The organism is Paenibacillus sp. MAEPY2 (genome assembly GCF_000499205.1).
GTDB classification, from domain to species: domain Bacteria; phylum Bacillota; class Bacilli; order Paenibacillales; family Paenibacillaceae; genus Paenibacillus; species Paenibacillus vandeheii.
In genome coordinates this window covers 108,445-130,832 of sequence record NZ_AWUK01000006.1, presented here as the reverse complement: position 1 = coordinate 130,832, position 22,388 = coordinate 108,445, and the positions used below count along the sequence as shown (strand labels likewise).

General features: G+C 42.2%; 22 protein-coding genes. 15 read left to right on the top strand and 7 right to left on the bottom strand.

Going from position 1 to position 22,388, the window contains the following annotated elements; genetic code table 11:
- Positions 1-122: 122 nt before the first annotated feature.
- From P364_RS0104325 to P364_RS0104305, 4 genes are all read left to right on the top strand, one after another.
- Complete coding sequence (locus P364_RS0104325) at positions 123-1,322, top strand: WXG100 family type VII secretion target (RefSeq protein WP_161634247.1); 1,200 nt, start codon at positions 123-125, stop codon at positions 1,320-1,322.
- Entirely contained in the window at positions 1,319-1,801 is a 483-nt protein-coding gene (locus P364_RS36040; RefSeq protein WP_024628927.1) for a hypothetical protein, read from the top strand. Before P364_RS0104325 ends, P364_RS36040 begins: the two co-directional genes overlap by 4 nt.
- A gap of 666 nt (positions 1,802-2,467) precedes the next feature.
- Complete coding sequence (locus tag P364_RS0104310) at positions 2,468-3,067, top strand: hypothetical protein (protein WP_024628926.1); 600 nt, start codon at positions 2,468-2,470, stop codon at positions 3,065-3,067.
- 199 nt (positions 3,068-3,266) lie between these two features.
- Positions 3,267-6,404: a DUF3427 domain-containing protein gene (locus tag P364_RS0104305; protein WP_024628925.1), complete on the top strand. Its 3,138-nt coding sequence runs from the start codon at positions 3,267-3,269 to the stop codon at positions 6,402-6,404.
- A gap of 95 nt (positions 6,405-6,499) precedes the next feature.
- Here the strand turns inward: P364_RS0104305 and P364_RS0104300 are convergent, their stop codons facing one another.
- Positions 6,500-7,351: a hypothetical protein gene (locus P364_RS0104300; RefSeq protein ID WP_024628924.1), complete on the bottom strand. Its 852-nt coding sequence runs from the start codon at positions 7,349-7,351 to the stop codon at positions 6,500-6,502.
- A gap of 523 nt (positions 7,352-7,874) precedes the next feature.
- Between P364_RS0104300 and P364_RS0104290 the strand changes: the two genes are divergently transcribed.
- From P364_RS0104290 to P364_RS0104270, 5 genes are all read left to right on the top strand, one after another.
- Complete coding sequence (locus tag P364_RS0104290) at positions 7,875-8,342, top strand: hypothetical protein (RefSeq protein ID WP_024628923.1); 468 nt, start codon at positions 7,875-7,877, stop codon at positions 8,340-8,342.
- 47 nt (positions 8,343-8,389) lie between these two features.
- Entirely contained in the window at positions 8,390-8,887 is a 498-nt protein-coding gene (locus P364_RS0104285; RefSeq protein WP_024628922.1) for a hypothetical protein, read from the top strand.
- A 229-nt stretch (positions 8,888-9,116) separates the two neighbouring features.
- Positions 9,117-9,443: a nucleoside triphosphate pyrophosphohydrolase gene (locus tag P364_RS0104280; RefSeq protein ID WP_024628921.1), complete on the top strand. Its 327-nt coding sequence runs from the start codon at positions 9,117-9,119 to the stop codon at positions 9,441-9,443.
- Positions 9,427-11,868 carry a DEAD/DEAH box helicase family protein gene (locus P364_RS0104275; protein ID WP_024628920.1) on the top strand — a complete coding sequence of 814 codons (2,442 nt, stop codon included), beginning with the start codon at positions 9,427-9,429 and terminating at the stop codon, positions 11,866-11,868. The genes P364_RS0104280 and P364_RS0104275 overlap by 17 nt, the downstream gene beginning before the upstream one ends.
- Before the next feature lie 460 nt (positions 11,869-12,328).
- Complete coding sequence (locus tag P364_RS0104270) at positions 12,329-12,928, top strand: hypothetical protein (protein ID WP_024628919.1); 600 nt, start codon at positions 12,329-12,331, stop codon at positions 12,926-12,928.
- Between the two features lie 145 nt (positions 12,929-13,073).
- Here the strand turns inward: P364_RS0104270 and P364_RS0104265 are convergent, their stop codons facing one another.
- From P364_RS0104265 to P364_RS0104255, 3 genes are all read right to left on the bottom strand, one after another.
- Positions 13,074-13,862 (bottom strand): MerR family transcriptional regulator, encoded by a 789-nt coding sequence (locus tag P364_RS0104265; protein ID WP_024628918.1) that lies wholly within the window; start codon positions 13,860-13,862, stop codon positions 13,074-13,076.
- Positions 13,837-14,763 carry a DUF2268 domain-containing protein gene (locus P364_RS0104260; protein ID WP_024628917.1) on the bottom strand — a complete coding sequence of 309 codons (927 nt, stop codon included), beginning with the start codon at positions 14,761-14,763 and terminating at the stop codon, positions 13,837-13,839. The genes P364_RS0104265 and P364_RS0104260 overlap by 26 nt, the downstream gene beginning before the upstream one ends.
- Before the next feature lie 202 nt (positions 14,764-14,965).
- Complete coding sequence (locus tag P364_RS0104255) at positions 14,966-15,430, bottom strand: hypothetical protein (protein WP_024628916.1); 465 nt, start codon at positions 15,428-15,430, stop codon at positions 14,966-14,968.
- A 134-nt stretch (positions 15,431-15,564) separates the two neighbouring features.
- Here P364_RS0104255 and P364_RS0104250 point away from each other — a divergent pair, with 134 nt between their 5' ends.
- From P364_RS0104250 to P364_RS0104235, 4 genes are all read left to right on the top strand, one after another.
- Complete coding sequence (locus P364_RS0104250) at positions 15,565-16,305, top strand: hypothetical protein (RefSeq protein WP_024628915.1); 741 nt, start codon at positions 15,565-15,567, stop codon at positions 16,303-16,305.
- Between the two features lie 36 nt (positions 16,306-16,341).
- Positions 16,342-17,100: a hypothetical protein gene (locus P364_RS0104245; RefSeq protein WP_036664474.1), complete on the top strand. Its 759-nt coding sequence runs from the start codon at positions 16,342-16,344 to the stop codon at positions 17,098-17,100.
- Between the two features lie 166 nt (positions 17,101-17,266).
- Positions 17,267-18,565: a galactokinase gene (locus P364_RS0104240; protein WP_024628913.1), complete on the top strand. Its 1,299-nt coding sequence runs from the start codon at positions 17,267-17,269 to the stop codon at positions 18,563-18,565.
- A gap of 170 nt (positions 18,566-18,735) precedes the next feature.
- Positions 18,736-19,017: a hypothetical protein gene (locus P364_RS0104235; RefSeq protein ID WP_024628912.1), complete on the top strand. Its 282-nt coding sequence runs from the start codon at positions 18,736-18,738 to the stop codon at positions 19,015-19,017.
- A gap of 84 nt (positions 19,018-19,101) precedes the next feature.
- Here P364_RS0104235 and P364_RS0104230 read toward each other — a convergent pair whose 3' ends face one another.
- The 3 genes from P364_RS0104230 to P364_RS0104215 form a co-directional block, all read right to left on the bottom strand.
- A complete protein-coding gene (locus P364_RS0104230) occupies positions 19,102-19,434 on the bottom strand; it encodes a hypothetical protein (protein ID WP_024628911.1) in 333 nt (110 codons plus the stop codon).
- 545 nt (positions 19,435-19,979) lie between these two features.
- The gene (locus P364_RS0104220) at positions 19,980-20,510 is read right to left on the bottom strand and encodes a hypothetical protein (protein WP_024628910.1); all 531 of its coding nucleotides are present in this window, start codon (positions 20,508-20,510) and stop codon (positions 19,980-19,982) included.
- 356 nt (positions 20,511-20,866) lie between these two features.
- Positions 20,867-21,145: a hypothetical protein gene (locus P364_RS0104215; RefSeq protein ID WP_236642172.1), complete on the bottom strand. Its 279-nt coding sequence runs from the start codon at positions 21,143-21,145 to the stop codon at positions 20,867-20,869.
- Positions 21,146-21,479: 334 nt separating this feature from the next.
- On the opposite strand from P364_RS0104215, the gene P364_RS0104205 reads away from it, so the two are divergent.
- Together P364_RS0104205 and P364_RS0104200 are read left to right on the top strand one after the other, a co-directional pair.
- A complete protein-coding gene (locus P364_RS0104205; protein WP_024628908.1) occupies positions 21,480-21,851 on the top strand; it encodes a hypothetical protein in 372 nt (123 codons plus the stop codon).
- Positions 21,852-22,045: 194 nt separating this feature from the next.
- The gene (locus P364_RS0104200) at positions 22,046-22,375 is read left to right on the top strand and encodes a hypothetical protein (protein ID WP_024628907.1); all 330 of its coding nucleotides are present in this window, start codon (positions 22,046-22,048) and stop codon (positions 22,373-22,375) included.
- The last annotated feature ends 13 nt before the right edge of the window (positions 22,376-22,388 follow it).

Genomic DNA, 22,388 nt, shown 5'->3' with positions numbered 1-22,388 from the left:
GGATGTTGCCCAATTACCGGATAACCTATGAGAAAATGAATCCTCTGTTTGATTCCAATCCCCGTTCTGACTTGTTAAAATTTAGGTACATATACTACGGTCAGGTTGGCGGTGAAGACAGAATGCAACGAATCGAGGTACATCCCGATGTACTAGAGGAAAAAGCCAGGTTGGTCCAGCAAAAGAAGCTGGAACTGGAGCGAATGGTCCGAGAGCTTGAAAAAGCAATCTACCTGTTGCAATCGGAGTGGTCTGGTGTGACAGGGGAACGTTTCTTTTGGGATTTTATGCAGGTGAAAGAAGTTTTCCCAGCCACATTGGGTCTTTTGGATAAAATTCAGAATGAATTTATTTTTATAGCGAAGAATTTTAGAACAGCGGATGGTTCGGGTGAGGTTGCTCTATATATACCTGAAGAACTGAAACGAAATTTCGGTGTTGGACTGCTCGACAAGTCGGTTGGAGAGACCGTAACTGGGATTGGACAGACAGCAGAGGCTCTTTTCTATGACCCATTTGGTACGGTGACCAGTGTGGCTTATGCTATGACCTTGGGCAGAGTGGTCGATGTTGGGCGAGGTATTAAGTTTGCTTGGGATGCAGCCTGGGGAAACGGAACAGCCAGGTCTGACGTCGAGCAGTTTGTGGATGAGCAGAAGAAGCAGGTGGATGAGAATGGGGCAGGGTACTATAGTGGTTCTGTGATGGGACAGGTATTGGCCTACGCTTTCGTTGGCAAGGCGCTTCGTTCGGTGGAGAATAAGCATAGCGATTTGGGAGGATCTGGTGGTGGGAAGGTAGATCCGGGGAAAGGTAGCGGTTTAACTAATGACTCAAGGTTAAGAATGGAAGGAAATAAAACTATATTCCCTAATCAATTCGGTAATGAGATATCTTGGACCAAACAAGGTTCTAAAGATATAGATGCTATTATCGAGAAGAATTTAAAAAGCTCAAAAGCTGGTGATGTTTTAGAAGGTGAAGTAGCACAGACTGTAAAAGGTACAGGAAGATTGCAGGGGACTGGAATACAGTTGAAATTGCAAGATGATACAATAGCAGGGGATATTGACGTGTTAACAGATTCACATCTTATTGAAGTGAAGAAATCTTTAAGTGCAGTAAGTAAAAAACAATTTGATAAATTGACTGATCCTTTAAATGAGAAATACTTTAACTACGATAACAAGGAAATCATATATTATATCGAAGATATTACTGTCAATAATCGAACGCAGGAAAATCTAGTTAAAATGATTCAGAATAAAGGAATAAAAATAATAAGTTCTACTAACGAATTAGAGGAGGTCTTGAAGAAGTGAGTTCTTTAATTTTTTTGAAAAAGATAGAAAATTACATTCCTGAAAAAGCTATTGAGGATTTTAAGAAAGCAGCGCAAAAAGCGAATATGTTTTGCATTTTGATAAAAGATAAATACCGTGATGATCTCTTTATATCTGCTGAAGGGACACTATCAGAAGTTGATGAATCTTCTTTTAAAAGCATAGAGAATAAGGACAATTTAAAGTATTTCACATTTAATGTTAATCAAGTAGAAGAAGATTCAATTGATAGTTTCACTTGGCTTACTCAAGACGAAAATTACTTCTGGGCTTTAGATATTGAAAATATAAATCATGAGTACAAGTTTATCTTTAGATTCGTTGTAGAGTACTTTAAAGATAATATTCAAGATTATCTATGGTTTGATGATGCTGACTGGTATTACACCGCTGACGATATTTTAAAATTAAGTCAGATGCCATATGACCCGAAGTGGTGCAGTGAAAAGATTGTCTAGTTTTATACATTTGAAAATAATGAGGTTTTAAAAAGGATTAGACATCGGCGAGGAGTATTGAAAAAATGGGAATGTCATCTTTTGTATTATTTAAACGTGGAGAAAGCACGTCAGCAAATAATTTATTGAGTACTATTAAAAATATATGCATGAAAGAGAAACTTTTATTTGATAATGATGAAGAAACTTACAATAGCGAAGGTACATTAAAATACACTCGAAGATATATATAAAACACGCCATTCAAGGAAAATTACTCAAGGACGCTTAGCTTTAGTGTATATGATGAACCTTATGAATTTCAAAACGTTACTTATGATTGGGATGATACGCAAAATGAATATTTTAAAGCAGTAGTATCTGATGACTTTGATGATAATGAGGACTTATTATTTAAATTCCTTTTTGCTTTTCTGAGCGAATGCCCCGATGCAAGAGTATGGATTGAGGAAGATTGGTTTTACAATTTGGAAGATATGAAAAAGATAAAGGCATCCTACAATTATAATTGGTGCTATATCAATCCCAAAAACAACATTTAAATGAAGCACAATAATTAAGATTCAGGCACTTCTACCAGATCGTAAGTAGAGGTGCTATTTGCTGTTTTATCCAAACAAATAATTCCGTGGTATAATTATAAAAAATACGATAAGGAGTTGACGTATGAGGAAAATTTCTCTAATGTTCATTGCTTTGTTCATGGTAGCGATCGCGATCTTACCACTTTCCGCATCTGCTGCTTCGAAAGCAGACTTTCGCAATGTAAAGTGGGGCATGAACACTAAACAAATCAAGAAACTAGAAAAGGACAAACTGATTGATTCAGGAAGTGTTAACCATTTTTCATACCTTACATACAGTTCGTCGGTCTCCTCAACATCTGCAGAGTTATCTTACTTGTTCTACAAGAACAAACTGGTTCGTACTATCTACGAAGTGAAGGGTAACACGCTTGCGACTTCTGAAGATAAAATGAACACATACTACGGCATCAAAGATGCCTTGGAAGACAAATACGGTAAACCTACCAATTCGACTGATAAATACATCGTTGGTGCAGAGTCTAGTCTAACGAACGACGACGCATTGGACCTGAGTAGGGGGAACATTATGTTTAAATCACGGTGGGTAATCAATAATAAGAAAACAGAAGTTGCGCTTTATCTAGATCGATACCAAGGACAACCACGTTTGCGCATCTTGTACTCAGATCGGACAAATAACTTAGACATTGATAAGTTGATGTATTCAGATGGTTTGTAAGGCATAATACGATGATATTCAAAAAGGGGCGCTCCTGTCATAGGGAGAACTCCTTTTTTGGTATCAAATCAACTAATGAAAAAATTCCCATACTGGACGATAATATAGTAGAAGTATTACTTACCTATACCGATTATATAGCTCACCATATACATAGAGAACTATCCACAACCATCCTACACCCTCACGAGGTATATTCATGAAACAAGGCATATATGAACAGCTTATCAACACCATCACCAGACAGGAGATTTTTGCGCTGGACCCGGATGTGTATAACATTGGGACCGAGAAGCTGGATGCAGAGGAAGCACGTAAACTGCTGTCCACGTATTTGGCAGCGGTGACCCGGCGAGCGCTCAAGATTGTACGGGAACAGACGGAAGATAAGACGGCAGTGTTGGCGCAGATCCGAACGTGTAATGAGATTATGGCTACCCTGAAAGGCACGCTGGGAGAAGAAGAGTACAACGAATTGCAACTGGATGAGCAGGGGGAAGTATTGACCCATGTGTATTCCAAGCTGAACAGCATTCGTGCGGTCCGGGATACCCAAATCGTTCGTCCAGATACACCTATCGCTCAAAGCTCGTTGTTCACAGGTGCAAGGTCCGAGCCGAGTATGTTATTGGAGCTGCAAAAGGAGATCGTGACCGCCGATCGAATCGACTGGCTGGTTTCGTTTATCAAATTCAGCGGGCTTCGCCTGCTGCTGGAACAGCTTCAACAATTCACGGCGAGCGGTGGCAAGCTGCGGATTATCACGACCACCTATATGGAGGCAACCGACCTCAAAGCCATTACCGAACTTAGCAGATTACCTAACACAGAAATCCAGATTTCCTATGATAACAAAGTGACTCGGCTGCACGCCAAAACGTACATTTTCCACCGTGATACTGGATTCACGACAGCCTATGTCGGCTCTTCCAACCTATCTAACCCGGCGCTGACCAGTGGCATGGAGTGGAACCTCAAGGTAACGGAGAAGGATTCACTCGACGTGCTTCGCAAGATTGAAGCGACCTTCGAGAGTTACTGGAACGACCGTGAATTCACGCGGTATATGGCTGAGGATGAAGGCCATGAGGCACAGTTGAAGGCGGCTCTGAATCGTAAGAAAGATCAGTCCAACCACTTTCACCTCGACATCCAGCCTTACGATTATCAAAAGGAAGTGCTGGAACAGCTTCACGCCGAGCGTACGCTGTACGGAAGAACTCGTAACCTGATCGTCGCCGCCACAGGCGTTGGCAAAACGGTCATCTCTGCCTTCGACTACAAACGGTTCCATGCAATTCATGCGGGAGCCAAGCTACTTTTTGTCGCACATCGGGAAGAAATCTTGAAGCAAAGCCGGGATACGTTCCGGTATATCCTGAAGGATATGAACTTTGGCGAGCTGCATGTCGGGAATCATCGAGCGGAAGCGCTGGATCATCTGTTTGTTAGCATTCAGAGTCTTAACTCTATGAAGTTGACGGAGATCACCAGCCCAGACTATTACGACTACATCATTGTGGATGAATTCCACCATGCCGCAGCGCCTTCATACCAGAAGCTGTTGTCCCACTACGAACCGAAGATTTTGCTAGGACTCACTGCAACGCCGGAACGGATGGATGGCAAAGACATTACCGCCTACTTCGATTATTCGATTGCCGCCGAGATCCGTCTGACCGATGCCATTGACCGGAAGCTGCTGAGTCCTTTTCAATATTTTGGCGTCACCGATACTGTCGATCTATCACAGGTGAAGTGGTCCCGTAAAGGCTACGACCTGAACGAACTGGAGAAGCTCTATACCCATAACAAAATCCGTGCCAACCAAATCATCCAAAGTCTGAACAAATATGTAACCGATCTGGACGATGTGAAGGGGCTTGGTTTCTGCGTAGGGGTGGATCATGCGCTGTATATGGCAAAAATATTTAACGAAGCCGGCATTCCATCCATGGCCCTGCATGGTGGGTCGAGCGAACAGGAACGTCATGCTGCAAAAGGACAGCTGGTTAACGGGGAACTGCGCATGATCTTTGTCGTGGATCTGTACAATGAGGGCGTGGATATCCCTGAGGTCAACACCATTTTGTTCCTGCGTCCTACCGAGAGTTTGACCGTATTCCTGCAACAGTTGGGACGTGGACTACGGATGGCGGAGGGCAAAGAGTGCCTGACCGTGCTCGACTTCATTGGGCAAGCGCATCAGGAGTACAGGTTCCAAGATAAATTCCGCGCCCTGATCGGCGCTACTAAACATTCCATCTCGTACTACGTTGAGAACGGCTTTTCGAACCTGTCTCGCGGCACGTTCATTCAATTGGAAAAGCAAGCGAAGGAATACATCATGCGCAATCTCAAGCAGATGAGTCGTAATCGCAGGGCTCTGATCCAGAAGCTGCAAACGTTCCAGCAAGACACCGGACTGCCGCTGACCTTAACTCATTTTGTAGAGTATCACGGGATGACACTCTATGAATTCTATGGTGGACGTACAGGGAAAAGATATTTCCGTGGCATGTTGGCCGAAGCCGGATTAAAAGCACCCATTGAAGATGAACACGAGGAATATATCCGCAGACTACCGTCTGTGCTGACGATTAACTCCCGAAGCTGGCTAACGTTCCTGATCAACTATATCGAAAAAGGTAAAGAACTCACGACCGCCGATGAACGGCGCATGCTCACCATGTTCTATTACACCTTCCACCGGGCTGCGCCTGAGAAATTAGGATTGAGCAGCATCGAAGAGGGTGTGCGGCGTGTGCTGTCTTGTGAGGCATTCCGAGCAGAGCTTGTGGATATTTTCAAATATAATCTGGCTCATCTGCGATTTGTGGATAAAAGCAATTCGTTCCCGTACACTTGTCCACTGGATATCCACTGTATGTACTCCATCGACCAAGTACTTGCCGCCTTCGGTTATTGGAATACCGAGCAATCACCCGCCTTCCGTGAAGGCGTGAAGTATTTTGCCGATGAACAGACGGATATTTTCTTCATTACGTTGAACAAATCGGACAAAGATTTCTCTCCATCTACGCTGTATGAGGATTATGCGATTAACGAGCGTTTATTCCACTGGCAGACTCAGAGCCGGGTGTCGGAGCATACAGCTACCGCGCAGCGGTATATTCATCATCGAGAGACGGGCAATCGGATCGCGCTATTCGTGCGGGAGTATAAGGAAGAGCATGGCTATACATCTCCATTTGTCTTCTTAGGCGAAGCCGATTATGTGAGTCATGAGGGGAACAAACCGATGAGCTTTGTGTGGCGACTGCGAGAAGAAATGCCCGCGAAGATGGTGGCGGTGGCGAATAAATGTATTGTTTGAGGGGTTAATTACCAAAAGACACAACAGAGTCTCCTCAAATTCAGAGAGATTCTGTTGTGTCTTTCAAACGAGAGTTTAGATAAACTCAGTTTTTTTTATTTTTTAAATTGAGGCCCTTCATATCCATTGTTATCTGCTCCAGAGGGCCCAGCATGTATCCCTTCTTCAATTGTCGCCGGAACTTTGTCTTTACTAGCAGCTGATTCTTGGCTTTCTGGTTTAGTTTTTGTCCAAACTTCATCGCCAAGAGCTGGGGATTGCCACCAATAAAAATCACTATACACTAAATCTGTTGTCAAGTATAACAACGTTGAATGATTACTTTTATCATTAATGGTCAGTTCATATTGAGAAACTCCAATACCATCAGAATCATTAAGCGCTGTGATCCATTGCTCAATTTTAGGAATGAGACTGTTCACCTCTGGGATTTCCGTTGTAAGCACGATCGAGGCCAGCTTTCCACCCAGTTGGTTATCCATAATTTCTGTCGATTCCACACTTACACCGTTTGCCTTCAGTTCACTATATATAGCGTTCTGGACTGATTCAGAATCGAGCTTACCTACAATTTTAGATGAGAAGTCTGGTATTTGGGTAATGTCATTAGAAACACCATTGTATATATTTTGACCATTTTTGCCCGTGATCGTGAGATCAATATTTTTGATTTGAGAGGTTCCATTAACACCACTTCTTACTTCATTCCGGATTTTTCGGATGGCTTTAATATCCTCTATGGTTGCTTCTCCAGAAGTAGAAGTTGATTTTGTTTCCAATTTTAAATTCCTCTCTTGGGTGGTGATTTTTGAAATAGCCACTCCTTCTTTAACAAGCTGATCTTGGATTAGTTGGGTAGGACTTTCAGCAGAAATATAGTTCATGTAAAACGCTCCGCTCAGGACGATAACTGCTGCTGCGACAAGAAACCACTTTTTATTTCTCATTATAATTATCCTCCATATAAATAGTTAAATTTAAGGCCCATAGACTCGGAAATTTGCATTACTGGTCTTACTGACTGAATAAGGGCTTTTAGCGGTTGGAGCTGTGTCATTTACAGTCCAAACTCCACTTGAATTTTTATAAGATACACTTGTAAATCTAAACGGCCCCATCTGCGTATTTGTTGCATGACTTTCTGCGTTTGCCTGAACATTGTTATACGTACCTAGATTCCAACTCCCCTTATCATAACCAGCAATATATCCGTGCCATTTACTATCTGCTCCTTCATACTGCAGATTTTCACGATTAAATCGAGGACAGAATTAAAGGATATCCAAGTTAAAGAGTATGGGGAGATGAAATCATACGTTTACCATACTGTATATTCTGATGGCAAATATATATATGATCCTCGTCTGACTAGTGATCCCATTCCTGTAAAGGATTACATGGATACAGTGAGTGGACAGAACAATGGTGATATTGTAGTAAGTAAACGTACTCTCAAGTGAGGTGGATAGAGTGTCAAAAAGTATTTACATGAAAAGTAAAGAAGAGGTGCTTATGCCGGAACTTATGGCGTATACCTTGGCCAAATTAGGTTCGTATGAATGGAATAGAACAGAGATGTATAATCCGAATCGGATATATGAGAAACCTGTGGGTTTTTATTTTAGATTCCATAACGCTGATCAGGTTTACGAGCAATTAAAGCATTGTATCCAGCACTTTAAGGGCAACCTTGAGTGGACGATCTATGTAAGTCCTTTAACCAAAAATCAAAATTATGTTATTGAGCCTGCGGAAGTATATTATGCGAAACAAACTGATGCATATCAGGTGAATTTGGAACTTGAGGAAGTGCTTCAAGATTCATATAATGAAATCTGTGAGCAAGCGCTTCACGACATTCCATTGTTATGTAACCATATTGAGCAATGGTTTGACTTGGAACATAAACAACTATATCCACCTACAATACCGAATTAAAACACTAGGAAAAATGAAAGAATTATATGATGTAAGAAGGTTTGGATATGGAAAGTTTAGAAATTATTTTAATTGATTTTAACAAAAACTATCTAGATCAATTCATTAAGAATGATTTGAACATTCAGGCGGAACGGATCAAAAGTTCTCATTTTTATGATAACCATAATGAAAGCGATATTGAATTTCAGCAAATAGAGAGCTTTGAAGAGATTCTTACTCCTAAGGGAACAGGGGATCTTTTATTGTCTGAGCTTAGCTTGGGTCATACCTTTAACGATGTGATGATTGTATTTTCATTCGATGAGGAATCTGGAGATATCGTTATGAATTTTCCTGAAGAGGAGTTGTTCAGCGGAGAAAATTCAGAGACATTGTTAAAAGCTCAGAAGTTAATAGAGTATATTCTTGATATTAAGAAGAAGTATGCAATTGAGAAAGTTAGAATCGGTTATGAACCAGCTATGGATGATGACACTTGCTTGGTCGAGATTGATAAAGAAACAATGGATACGAATTCTATCGTTGCAAAACTATTGGGATAGAATCCTTCTGGTCCACAGTTGGATGCCCAACAATTTGGACAATACGTATAATCAAAAGCCCATTTTAACTCAATTTTGAGTAGAGATGGGCTTTTGATTGCACCAACATCATTTGCACTACTTTAAAATATCAACCCATGCCTTCCCATGGCAAATGGAATAATGGCAAAAAGGGGGATTTTGGCGCTAAGCCTGAATGCCCTCTACAGCAGAAAGGATGTTATGCCATATGCCTACATACAACAAATTGGTGCGGGACAAGATTCCGCATATTATCACATCCAGCGGTAAGGAATGCCGCACACGCATTCTGGACCCGGAGGAATATAAGCAAGAATTACGAACGAAGCTGAGTGAAGAGTCTGAAGAATACGTGAGTGCTGCGAATGATCAGGAAGCGTTGGAAGAACTGGCCGACATGCTGGAGGTGATCCGGGCGCTGGCAGAGGTGCATGGTGCGAATGCAGCACAGCTGGATAAGCTGCGGGCAGACAAAGCCGAGGCGCGCGGTGGATTCCAGGAACGGGTGTATCTGATCGATGTCGACGAAGCTTAACGTTAAACTTATTACAGATAACTTGGCAGACGAACTGATTACCCGGATGCAGCATGCATCCGGGATTTATATTATGACGTCCTTTATTATGCAGTCCGGGGTGAAGCTACTGGCCCCTCACCTGAAGCGGGCGGCAGAACGTGGGGCAGAAGTACGAATGCTCGCGGGAGACTATCTATATATCACACAGCCAGAAGGTTTGCGGGCCCTCTGTGAGGTTGATCCACGAATTGAAGCGCGGCTGTGGCGAAGTATGGGCACGTCTTTTCACCCGAAAGCTTATCTGTTCGATCATGACAATGGGGAAGGACTGCTGATCGTGGGTTCGTCGAACTTTTCGTTCACGGCGCTGAAGACGGGGTATGAATGGAATCTCGCGATGAATGCGGAGGCGGAGCCGTACACGTTTCAGATGGCCTTGGATAAGTTCATGCAGAGCTTTTACCATGAGACGACGTTACCGGTGAACCTGGATTCGATTGCGTTGTATGAAGAAGAGTACCGAAAGTATCATCAGAAGAACCCGGAGATGATTCAGCGGATCACGGAGATGGAAGAAGCGGAATTTGGGACGAGGCTGCCGGAGGAAACAGAGGAAGAAGCCGCCGAGCTGTCGCTTGTACCCATTCAGCCGCGGTTTGCGAAGCTCGATGCGCTTGAAGCTTTGGAAGGTACGATGGAAGAGCAGTACGATAAGGCGATGGTCGTTATGGCGACCGGGCTAGGCAAAACGTACCTGGCGGGCTTTTTCGCCCAGCGGTTCCAGAGGATACTGTTTGTGGCTCAACAGGAAGAGATTTTGTTTCAGGCGAAGAAGTCTTTTCAGCAGATTATGCCAGAACGCAGTCACGGTATCTACAACGGGCAGCAGAAGGATGGAGCGGCGGATTGTGTGTTTGCTTCGATCTTTACGCTGAGTATGCAGCGACATCGGGATGGTTTTGCGACAGATGCATTCGATCTGATCGTGGTGGATGAGTTCCATCATGCGGCGGCAAAGACGTATATGTCGGTGATTGAGCATTTTCAGCCGAGGTTCCTGCTGGGCATTACCGCTACCCCGGATCGACTGGATTGCAAAGATGTGTGTGCGCTCTGTGGTGGAAACGTGGCGTACCAGATTCATTTTATCGAAGCGATTCGTCAGGGATGGCTCTCTCCATTTCAATATTACGGTGTATACGATGACACGGATTATTCGCAGATTCGCTGGATCGGCACCAAGTATGATGAAGAACAGCTCATAGCGGCTCAGTTGCATGAGGAACATGTGGAGAACATCTATTCGGCCTGGATGCGGCATAAGCAGACACGAACGATTGGTTTTTGCTCGTCGATCCGGGAGGCAGACTATTTGTCTGCGTATTTTCGCAGTCAGGGGGTGAGGGTGCTCAGTCTGCATTCGCGCACATCGGAGATGTCGCGGGAGGAAGCGATCCGGCAGCTTGATGCGGGTGAGTTGGAGGTTGTGCTTACGGTGGATCTGTTCAATGAAGGGACAGATATACCACGTGTGGATACGCTGCTCTTCGTGCGTCCAACTGAATCACTGACTGTGTTTACCCAGCAGGTGGGGCGAGGGCTGCGGCTGGCGGAAGGCAAAACGCATTGTGTCATTATCGACCTGATCGGGAATTACCGAAATGCGGATGTGAAGCTGAGTCTGCTGGATGTGCGTGGTGAGGAGGAACGAAGCGGGAAAGGAATGGATTCGGCTGTGCCTGAGGTTCCGGCCAACTGTGGAATTCATCTGGAGACCCAGGTGGTAAACCTGCTTCAGGAGCTAAGCCGTAAACGGCTGCCCCGCCGCGAGAAGCAGCAACAGGATTTTCTGGATGTGAAACGAGAGCTGGGGCGTATTCCGACATATCTGGAGCTGCATCTCATGGGGCGTTCCAAGAGCATCGGGTATCGGAGCGAATTTGGTTCATATGTTGGGTTTCTTTATTGGGCTGAGCTGCTATCCTCGGTTGAGGCAGAGGTGTACGTCCGCCATGAAGCGTGGCTGCGCGATGTGGAGAAGACGATCATGAACAAAAGCTACAAGATGATCGTGCTGCTATACATGCTGGAGCGAGGCGAAGAGCACTGGATGGACCCGGTGACACCGGGGGAAATGGCTGAGTTTTTCCATACCTATCTGACGGAGAAGGAGTACCGGAAACGGAAGGACTTTTCGGATAAGGACAAGCTTGCCCTCTGGGAATGGAACGAGAAGACGGCAAATGAGATTGAGAAGTTGATTATCGAAATGCCGATGTCCAAGTGGAGTGGGGCGAAGGGGAGTATGACTCAATTTGAAGATAGCGTATTCTCGCTGAACGTAGAAGTGCAGGATGCAGAGGAACAGGTGTTGCTGTATTACTGGACGAAGGAGATTTGTCTGTATCGGTTGCATGCGTATTTTGAGCGGGGAAGTTATTGATAAGTAGCGAGAAGAAGCTGTTATAAAGTCAGTCAATCTGAAATTTTATTTGGCAAATAAAAATTTACCAAGAAGAAAGAGCAAAAAGCGTACCAATGGAATAGCGGTACGTTTTTTGCTTTCTTAGAATTAACTTTTTGTAGTTCACTTATATTATTTGAATAGGGGAACTGTCTAATAATTGTAGAGATCGAACAACAAATATATCAATATAAAAAGATTAGATATTATTAAACTTTAAAGGAGGGTTTTATGTTTATTTATTGAATTATATATAATATATGGAAGTGGTCTCGTCATAAGGAGGTGAACTATTTAGACCTTTTTTTTATGAAAAAGTAGATTGTGCCAGAAACTAGTCCAGCTAAGATAAGAAGGCTAACAACGAGAATAAGTATATTATTCCACACAATGTGCATTGTCGAAACCCCTTTCATAATAATTTTTAGGAGGTATTTAAATGAAGAAGATCAGTATGTTATTGACATTATTCTTGGTTTCAATATCCATGTCCATTCTTTTTACTAATTCAGCCCACGCAAGTACAGGTGAGGAAGATACAGCCTTAAAAATACAAAATATACTAGAGAAGTATGAAGTGAACGAACCATTTTCTGACGAAGATACACAATATTTAAAAGAAAACTCATTGTTAAACAATAATATAACATATATTCAAAATAAAGGGGACTTATCAGTCTTTTCGGTCTCAAAGAAATTTTTCACAGGTAACAATAAAACATTAGCTTTAACTGGTTATGTAGAATATGATAACGGATTCGGTAAAAATAGTTGGAATTTCTATATGGACGCATGGGACACAGCTGGCATAAAAAGAAACATCCGAGCAGAAGTTAAAGTTGATTGTGTAGGTATTGTAAATTTTGAAACTGGAGCAATAGGTAAAATTTATAACAATACAGTAAGCCAGACATCGTCTAGCAAAGTGGATTTTCTTACCTTAAATAAGTCTGATTCATTCACAGGCCTACCTATGTTTGTTTATTATTATCCAAAGGCTACATTTGACGGAGTTGATTTAGCTGGTGAGTTTAGATAAAAACATTTTTTGAAATTAAAATATTCATACACTACCCATGGCTAAGGTGCTCTAGCCATGGGTATGTTAGATACATCAAATATATAATGGGGCGTTAAATTTATATTAGAATTGTTCCGTGTTTTTCTGTGCATTCTTTCGGAGGTCATCTAACATCTTTCACAGCTGATACTTCCTCACCCTCCACATAAACCATAATCGCTCGATACAAAAACCTCAAAAAATTCTCATCGCCAAACTGATCAAAATAACTCACATAGCGGCGGTCCGTTGTATAAACTTCTGCGATACATCTCAAAATCTCAGCGTCACAGACCATGAACTGCTCCAAGCTACTCTTCCATTCTCCCACTAACGCTTGCACCTCACCAGAAGCAGGGGACAGATCCTGATGTTTCGCCAACGCCTGAAATACCTGCTCCATGTTGACCAAGAATTGTTGGTAAGCTTGTCCTTGCTCTTCCGCAGACAGCTCGCTCACATTGGCTTCGAATTCCTGATATTTCTGGGTATCTCCGTAAACAAACTTCGCCTCGGAATCATATTGTTCTTGTATGGACAGGATGGGGGAGTCGTCAAACAGATTAAGATGAGAGATATCCGTTCCATCTACATACTCGTCCAACTGATCGATGATGGTTTCGAGCTTTTGTTTTCGTTGAACCAGCGTACTGCGGTGCTCTCTCAGGATATCTTTTTGTTCGTCTTTGGAGAGTTGCATCATGGCTGCAATGTCTTTCAATGAGAAATTCATTTCTTTGAACAACAGAATCATTTGCAGATTCCCCAGTGCTTCCTGATCGTAGTACCGATAGCCGTTGTCCTCGACTTTGCTCGGTTTCAATAGATCCGTTCTATCATAATAATGTAATGCGCGTTTGGTGATGCCGGTAATCTGAATGATATCTTTAACGGTGAAATAGGGTGTCTTCATTCCAAAAGTCCTTTGTTTCCGCAAGAATAACACTTGCCGGAGTGATGGTTGCTTCGGTAATCGATTTACCTGTTTTGTTCAGATAATATTGGATTAAGTGATAACCGCAGGCATAGCCAGCCGCGTAGGGCATACCTACGGGCGTGAAATTTTGCAGTGTGGCAAGTTCATCGCCGTACAGATACGGATTAATCTGGTCAAAACCTGTGACATGCAGCTGGTCTTTCATTTTTGGTCTGATTACGGTATTCAATGTCTCCATATCCGTTTTGGCTACCCAGGGGCCTAGTAACTCTTCTCCATACAGGGACGTCGCAAAGTTCTCCGCCAACCCCTCGCTTATAATCATTTCTCCAAGTGTAATCTGTGGATTCCACTGGATATGTTGATACCTCACATTATGATTGCATTCATGGGCTAACACCGATTGCATACGAGGTAGAGTATACCTATTGGGGATCAGGTTCGCAATAATATAACCGGGAATACCACCATCTCCACATATGCCTTCATTCATCTGTAACGTTGGACTGTTCTTATCCCCTAACAAAATGGTGTACAGATATTCGGAAGCGGATAGTTCAATCCCATCCTCCGTAAAGGTGGATAGACTCGTACGAACAGCTTCATGGCACTCCTGCCAAAAAGCTTCAGATGAAATGGCTGCCAGCGGCTCGCTAATCTCAGGCGTTATGTCGGCGGGGGCAATATTCATAAAATTATTCATCATGATCACGTCGAAGCCGTGAGGCTCGCTTGATCGAAACGGGATCTGTTGAATGTTCCATTTGTTCATAAAAGGACTCATCATTCGCTCGCGGTATAATTCCAATTTCTCATCGGGCGCAGCCTGGATGATCTCTTCATAGATTTTATCTGAGCGCAACGCGGTAATTTTCATCCTTAATCTCTCCTTCTTATTAGCTTGAGATCATTATCAAGTATGACCTAACGTAACAGTCAAGGAGGAATTTGCGATACGTTTAAGTGTGCATTAATCGATCCGATTCTAAGATAAGATGTAAAAAAACTTTGGCTGCACTCCAGATATCTATGGAGAAAACAACCAAAGTTTTTGAGCGTTTATAATCGCCTCACACACATTATCCAAGTTTTTTTAATCCCCAAACCACATATATGAACAACGCAGCCAATAGAAAAGCGGGTACGATGATTGGTTGCACCAGGTTGCCAACGGACATTGACGTCATTTGTGAACCAACCAAACTGAACGCCCCTACCCCAACAAACAAAGCGACATTCCATAAGGCAAAAGGGATCAATTTTCTTACATTTCTTCTATACCGCGTAATCATGATGATCATTACCAGTACGAACAGAACGAGAAACAGTGATTCAGTGATTGACGTCCATCTTCCCATTTGACTCATTGACTTAATACCTTGTTCGCTTATGAAACCACCAGAAGTCCACTGCTGTGATTGAACTATTCGATCGGATTCCAAGGAAATATAAATGCCATAAAATAAAATCATTAGTATGAGATACATAAGCATGGCTACGTTTATACGACGTTTATCTGGTTCTTTGTTTAGAATAACGTTCACAGATTCACCTCTTAACCTGAATAATGGGTTTTCACATGAAACAACATTGAAACCGCTCCGACACCAAAAATGGATATCTTTGTAGTATAATCCATTTGGTTCTGGATCGAAACCATGCGCGAAAGAGGGATGCTATGAAAAAGAAAAGGTTCTTTTTGCTACTGTTTGTAATACTCGTTACTTCAGCGGTAATTGTAATATGGTTCGATAGGTTGGAATCTTCCGCATATCAGACGGAAATGAGAGAAGACTCCAACTCTACAGGCTTGCATAACAACGCATCTTCATTACCCAATACCATTAAAATCATAAATGAAGAAGCAGTCCTACAATTATCTCTTAACGACGTCCCAGAGTATAAGCGCTACCTTATGAACGAACGGGACTTCCAAACTGAAATAGATCGTACACATGTGGAGGTATTGAAGGTGCCTTCTTCGGAAACGTATTCGATACTAAAGTATGGCTGTGGAACCAAAGCCTGCTCTACCCTTTTGGTGAAAATTGATGCTAGAGGGACACACAGCTTGCCAATGCCTAAGGGCATTTTACAAGATTATAAACTTTCTTCTGATTATCAGCAGGTATTGATTCGGTATGCTTATGATGAAGGCGGTCTGGTCAAGAGACATATCCTTGTTTCCGTGGATCTAAAAAAATTAGAAATCATTCCATATGCATCAACTGATTTTGAAGAAGCATTCATGTTGAAACCGACCTGGCCCATCATCTCTTATGATTGGATAGACAATAACCATTTCACGATTGAAACAGCAGCATTAGAAACAAGCGAATATAGCGTACTTAAAGACTGGTTTGATGCCAATGATCGTGAAACGAGGAAGGTAACCATTCGGTTGAGTTCATTGTATTAATTTTAGCTAATTAGATGAGAGGGGGACATAAATTTGATGAAAGAAATTGCTTCATTGATGTTGTTGAGTGCAGTTCTTCTTGCAGGATGCCAAACTGAATCGTTAGGTACTGTCCATCAGGAACGGGGCGAGTCTCCGACTAAACAGGTATCAACGAAGCCAGAACAAGAGACAAACTCAAAATTGAAATTAATCGGATCTTCTGAGGATGAACAAGTAAAACTTTATGCAGTTAAAGAAACGGAAGATGCAATTGAAAGAGTAACTCTAGATATAAATGGGCGCGCAACAGATTTTGATTGGAGCATTTCTCATCATTCGGGAACGGAGCCGCAGTTATTTTATACCGATCTTACCGGTGATGGTAAGGAAGAGGCTATAGTAATCATTCAGGTTGGCCGAGGGACAGGCTTGGATATCTATGAAATTCATGTCGTTAACTCCGATAGCTTATCGGAAATTAAAGTACAGCGTTATGAGGATATTATTGCTGAGCATATTGAATCGCGTGTTACTAAAAATGATGATGGTACACTAGCGATTATAGTGAATTCACAAGGGCAAGTAGATAACTTCAATTATGATTTTGATCCAGCACCAGACTACCATCAAGATGAGCTTGTTTTCGGCGGTGTTGTTATTTATACATTGGATAATCACAAAATAAAATTAAGTCTTCCTGGCTCTATTGGTATATCTCCTACATATGTGTGTGACTTCAATATTACGTATACCTTCGACAAAGCCAACAACGCATTTATTGTTGATCAGATTGAAGTTAAACCTGTTGAATAAAAAATAAGAATGTCTTCAAAAAACGCTTACAAACTTTCAATTCTGCCCTACCTTTTCCGAAACGAAGCTGAGATAATGGGAGATAAACGGGCATGAACCGTTCCCCGCGTCGATCATCCAACCACAATAGAAAAATAAATGCTGCATATCCATAGGAGGATTATTAATGAACACTCAACCACTGGAACTGATCCAATCCACTTCAGGCCAAGCGCTGCTTGCCCAAATGTATGGTCAGCAAAAACTAGAAGAACAGACAGCACGTTATACGAAGCTCAATGAATCGTTCGAACAGTATTTTGGCGTACAAGAGGGCAGCAAGTTATTCAGCGCGGCTGGACGTAGCGAAATTGGTGGCAACCACACGGATCATAACCATGGCAAGGTGCTGGCGGGCAGCATTACGCTGGATACGATTGCTGTGGCTGCGCCAACGACGGATTCGGTAATTACCTTTTATTCAGAAGGCTATGACCAGAAATACGTAATCGATCTCACGGATCTGGCACCGAAGGCAGAAGACGACGGTACTACGGCTTTGATTCGTGGTATGGCTGCTGGATTTGGAGAGTTTGGATACAAAGTAGGCGGATTCCAGGCGTACATCTCCAGTAACGTGTTCTCGGCGTCCGGGCTTAGCTCGTCGGCATCGTTCGAGATGCTGATCTGTACGATTCTGAATCATTTCTACAATGAGGGCAGATTAGATGTGGTGGTCATGTCCAAGATTGGTCAGTATGCGGAAAACAACTATTGGAATAAACCGTCCGGTCTGCTGGATCAGATGGCTTGTGCCTATGGTGGACTGATTGCGATTGATTTTGAAAATCCGGCGGAGCCTGTCATCGAACCTGTACAATGGGATTTCCAACAAAACGGGTACTCACTGGTTATTGTAAACACAGGTGGGAACCATGCGGATCTGACAGAAGACTACGCTGCTGTTCCTTATGAGATGAGAGCGGTTGCTAAAGCGCTGGACAGCGAATATGTCCGGGAAATTACAGCCGAGGCAATCTACGCCAATCTCAAGCAAGTACGTGAAACAGCAGGAGATCGTGCGGTGCTGCGTGCATTGCATTTCCTGGAGGAAAATAAACGGGTGGACGGTCAGGTAGAGGCCTTGCGGGAAGGGCGTTTTTCTGATTTCCTGAAACTGATTACGGCATCCGGGAATTCTTCATGGAAGTGGCTCCAGAATGTATACCAGAGCGGTTCGGTGAAGGAACAGGAGATTGGCATCGCACTGGCGTTAACTGAAAATTATCTGCAAAAACTGGGTGATGGCGCTTGCCGTATACACGGCGGTGGATTCGCAGGGGTCATTCTGACGATTCTTCCCAACGACAAGGTTGAGGAGTATATGTCCTGGATGCACGGCATGCTGGATACGCCAATTATTGTGGTTAACGTGCGTGCACAGGGTGCAGTGTGTTTGAATGAATTGATTGAAAACGTGGGCTAATGTAGTCGCTGTAACACAATGCGATGTTTAATTCGTCCGAAAAGGATCAAACGGTACATTATAGCGGTTCTCCGACTTGACGCTAGTCATGCAAGAGGACCGTTTTTCCCTATAAAATTTCAAACTCTGGAGTCGTTACCGTGTTAATTAAGTAAGGGAGGGAATGAAAAATGACGACAAGCACAGTGGCTGAGCAGGAAGAGGCCCGTTTGTATGACGAGTTGCGACGTGCACTGGAAGAAGTGGAGGAGGGAAAGCAGCGGTATAAAATATTGAAGCAAATGATCAGGCAACTTAAGTTTGCTCAATGGCGAACACAACGACTCCACAGGTTCAATCGTTACGTTCAGGATGTAAAGCCAGCAACACTTTGGATCATGTTAGCCACTGGGGCGCTTATGCCAGTTGTGTTGTTCAGTATATTTATATGGGTCTCCTTGTGGGTGGAATGAACCAAGATGAGGGTTTGGAATACAGTTTACCGGATTAGTAAAAGATGCATTTATATCTTTCTTCTTAGTGAGAAATAAATCCATTTATTTAAGAGGCTTGATATTATCAGGCACTGAGCCTGTTCTGATTTCATAGGTATCATAATCAACCATAGCGAATACTTCTAGATCTTTGTTGCCTTTCACATGTCCCGTCAATGATACCGTATGAGATAAGTCAGCCGGAATGAATTTATGATTTGTGAATTCTACATCAATCCCATAGTTTTCTTTAAAATAAGTGAGACTGACTTTTTCGGCTTTTTGAAGGATGTCTTTCTGTTCACTTGACATACATCCGCTTAGTACGATGAAAGTAAGACTGAACCATACAAATAAGAATGCTAATGTAAGATGTTTTTTATTGAAGATATTCACTCCATTACTCCTTAATTTTTCTTTTTATTAAGTAACTCTTTGGGAACAATGGCATTCTGGACTTTGAAAGTATCATAATTGATAAGAATTGTGATTTCAGTATCTTTATTTTCTTTGACATGTCCGCTTAAACTTATATTGTGGCTAAGGTCTTTTGGCATGAACTTATGGTCAGTAAACTCCACTTCTGTACTGTATTCATCTATAAAATAATTTTGCCCAACTTGAATTGCTTCTTCAATAATCTTGCCTTGATTTGGTATGGTATTGCATCCTCCCAACAAAACAGATATGAGTAAAAGTATGATTGATATGAATTGAACTTTTTTTAGAATATTCTTTCTACCTCCTTTGTATTTGAATCTAACACTATATAATATACTTTAACTTTTGGATTTGGAAAATAATCAGTTTCAGCAAGCTGAAGAATAACATGTCCATACCTGTTCACAAGAAAAAAGTTAGATAGGAATTAGCCTTCCGATCTAACTTTTGTTTGTTTTTGAATTTGTATAAATGGACATCATTCAAGTCATCATTATAGTTTAATGTGTTTGAACATCCTTCTTTAAAGTCTGAATCTTCTCTTGCACGTACTGGTGGTAATCGTGAAAACTGCTGATGTGATGCAAAGAATCGGAGTTTTCAGACTGAATTTTGATTTTGCCGTCCTGTGGTAATTGTTTCATCTCAGCAACCACGGTTTTGGAGCTTTCGATATCTCCAGACATCTCCTGGATTCGCTGTAATAAGGTTGGGTGGCCTTCGTGCTGGAGCATTTCAGCGAGGGGTCTCATTTCCTCCAGCTTCTGGCTAGAACGTTCAAGCGTTGTCATCACTTTGTCGCCATCAGTACTTGCACTAAGCGAAACCATCCGGTGGATATGATCTTTTTCCATCCGCTCAAGTGCCTCCAGGTGCGATGCTTCCAGTCGTTTGGGATCCCTCCAACTCTCCGATTGGACAGTGTTATTCTGCTGCGGGGACGCATTATTCGTAGTGCCATTACTACAGCCCCACAACAGAGTTGAGCAAGCTAACACGGCTCCAACGGCGAAGATACTTTTTAACCTCATGTTGTCACTCCTTCAATATTTTCCTGAAGGTAGTATGAGCTATAATATCCATAATCATGCTTAATTTCTTCATTTCTTTCCCAGAAATAAGCATATCTCTGATGAGACTGGTAAGAACGTCCTATAAGCAATCCATATATCTGGCTCATTGAGCTTAAAAGTACATACTTTCTGCTTATTTTTGTAAGCATATGTTTTCGGGTATGTAGATATTGATTTATAATGAATAGATATAAACAAAGATGATTTTTGCAATTCAACTTCATCTAACAACTAAAAAAAGACCAGGGTATTCTCTCCCGGTCCTAATCTAACGAAGTGTAAAATACATCTGTGTGCCTCTTTGCAGATTTTTCTCAGGAAGAAGGTGCTTCCTTTTTCGGATTTCGGCTATCGATAAACCAGCCTGGTCCTTCTACACTGAGAACCTCCTGTGTATCATAATTATAGGAAACGGTAATACGTTCATCCTCATGTCCTGTTATATGACCGTATAGGTATAGCCGTGAATGGATGGAAGGATCATCAATATCATGACTCGTTACAATAAAGTCCGCAATGTAGTACTGCTTTATGTACTGAACACTTATTGGTATAGCTGTTTGTACAATATTTTGCTTATCTGAGGTAGACATACTTGAACATCCTCCTAGTAAAAAAATAAGTAAGATCAGAGCTACGGGTTTTATTTTCATAGGGCATTAATTCTCCTTTTATGGAAATAAACTCTAAAGACACTTTAATACAAAGTATGGAAGGCTGCAAGATTGGAAGGGAGAGTCTGCAGTACAGTTGTCTGCAAAAATGTCGACTTTTCTTGAAGGGACTACATCCAAATTAGCTGAGCTAGAAGCACATAAAGAGCAATTAGAACGATATATAAGGAAAATGGAAGAGGCAGACCGCGAAGATATACGCAAAGCTCAGTCCCCTTATTAAATGCGTTTACTTGCCGAGCAAGGAGGTATCATGTTTATCTACCACAATCCAATCTGGCGCTGGACCATTAATCTTCTGTATCCTGCCATTATCTTTGTCTTCCAGAGCTGGGGGCCAATATTAGATTCCTGGGCTGTTCCAATTGTATTTGTCGCATTGTTTTGCTTTCTATGGAGCGGGGTGAAGGAGATGTTCATCTCTACCGGACTGACCTGGCTGGTTGCCATTCCGTGCTGGTGGTACTTCATTGAGCTTCCCAAACCATCGTTTGGCGCAGAAAATTTTGCCGCTCACCTGGTGCTGATCGTGCCGCTTTTTATATTTGTGGTGCTGCTGCCACAAACCCTGATTCTGACCACACGCATGCGAATAATGGAGTATTACAGGCAGAATGAACAATAGTCTGATAGGCGGCCGCTGCGTATTGGTGAATACGATAATTTAACATCATGAAATGGCCCTAACCTGTATGGTTGGCGGTCATTTTATTAATCAATAAGGAATTAACTATTTATATTTCCATATACATCCTGTAAAATCTTTTTGATAAAGGTTACTTAAGTTGGGCGATTACGTTCAGGCAATCAGGAGGGCACATGAGCAAGAGGAAAAATGAGAAGTTATATAATTATTTATTTTTGTTTATGGTTTTGTATGGAGTTACTTTGTTCATTTGGCCTATGGCTCTTTTCGGACTCGATTTGTCCTTAGCGTCACCATCTCCACATACATATGATACTTCCCAAGATCTTATGGTTAAAATTCTTTTCACCTATCCTTTGAGCGTATTATTTGCGATTTTTTATTGTGGGATTAGTTACGAGAACGGGCGATATAAAGCCCCTTACTGGGTTATTCATGTTCCATTAGTTTGGCCTGCTTCATGGATCATAATCGAATACTTAGGACTGAAATTTGGCTTTTAAAGAAAGAGGTATG

Excerpts from the sequence above, each read along its gene's own strand:
- P364_RS0104235 (WP_024628912.1), top strand. The coding sequence starts at position 18,736 with ATGACGACAAGCACAGTGGCTGAGCAGGAAGAGGCCCGTTTGTATGAC.
- P364_RS0104270 (WP_024628919.1), top strand. The coding sequence starts at position 12,329 with ATGAAGAAGATCAGTATGTTATTGACATTATTCTTGGTTTCAATATCC.
- P364_RS0104280 (WP_024628921.1), top strand. The coding sequence starts at position 9,117 with ATGCCTACATACAACAAATTGGTGCGGGACAAGATTCCGCATATTATC.
- P364_RS0104250 (WP_024628915.1), top strand. The coding sequence starts at position 15,565 with ATGAAAAAGAAAAGGTTCTTTTTGCTACTGTTTGTAATACTCGTTACT.
- P364_RS0104300 (WP_024628924.1), bottom strand. The coding sequence starts at position 7,351 with ATGAGAAATAAAAAGTGGTTTCTTGTCGCAGCAGCAGTTATCGTCCTG.
- P364_RS0104265 (WP_024628918.1), bottom strand. The coding sequence starts at position 13,862 with ATGAAGACACCCTATTTCACCGTTAAAGATATCATTCAGATTACCGGC.
- P364_RS0104325 (WP_161634247.1), top strand. The coding sequence starts at position 123 with ATGCAACGAATCGAGGTACATCCCGATGTACTAGAGGAAAAAGCCAGG.
- P364_RS0104275 (WP_024628920.1), top strand. The coding sequence starts at position 9,427 with ATGTCGACGAAGCTTAACGTTAAACTTATTACAGATAACTTGGCAGAC.
- P364_RS0104200 (WP_024628907.1), top strand. The coding sequence starts at position 22,046 with ATGAGCAAGAGGAAAAATGAGAAGTTATATAATTATTTATTTTTGTTT.
- P364_RS0104310 (WP_024628926.1), top strand. The coding sequence starts at position 2,468 with ATGAGGAAAATTTCTCTAATGTTCATTGCTTTGTTCATGGTAGCGATC.
- P364_RS0104205 (WP_024628908.1), top strand. The coding sequence starts at position 21,480 with ATGTTTATCTACCACAATCCAATCTGGCGCTGGACCATTAATCTTCTG.
- P364_RS0104240 (WP_024628913.1), top strand. The coding sequence starts at position 17,267 with ATGAACACTCAACCACTGGAACTGATCCAATCCACTTCAGGCCAAGCG.
- P364_RS0104305 (WP_024628925.1), top strand. The coding sequence starts at position 3,267 with ATGAAACAAGGCATATATGAACAGCTTATCAACACCATCACCAGACAG.
- P364_RS0104260 (WP_024628917.1), bottom strand. The coding sequence starts at position 14,763 with ATGAAAATTACCGCGTTGCGCTCAGATAAAATCTATGAAGAGATCATC.
- P364_RS0104220 (WP_024628910.1), bottom strand. The coding sequence starts at position 20,510 with ATGAGGTTAAAAAGTATCTTCGCCGTTGGAGCCGTGTTAGCTTGCTCA.
- P364_RS0104285 (WP_024628922.1), top strand. The coding sequence starts at position 8,390 with ATGGAAAGTTTAGAAATTATTTTAATTGATTTTAACAAAAACTATCTA.
- P364_RS0104245 (WP_036664474.1), top strand. The coding sequence starts at position 16,342 with ATGAAAGAAATTGCTTCATTGATGTTGTTGAGTGCAGTTCTTCTTGCA.
- P364_RS0104215 (WP_236642172.1), bottom strand. The coding sequence starts at position 21,145 with ATGTCTACCTCAGATAAGCAAAATATTGTACAAACAGCTATACCAATA.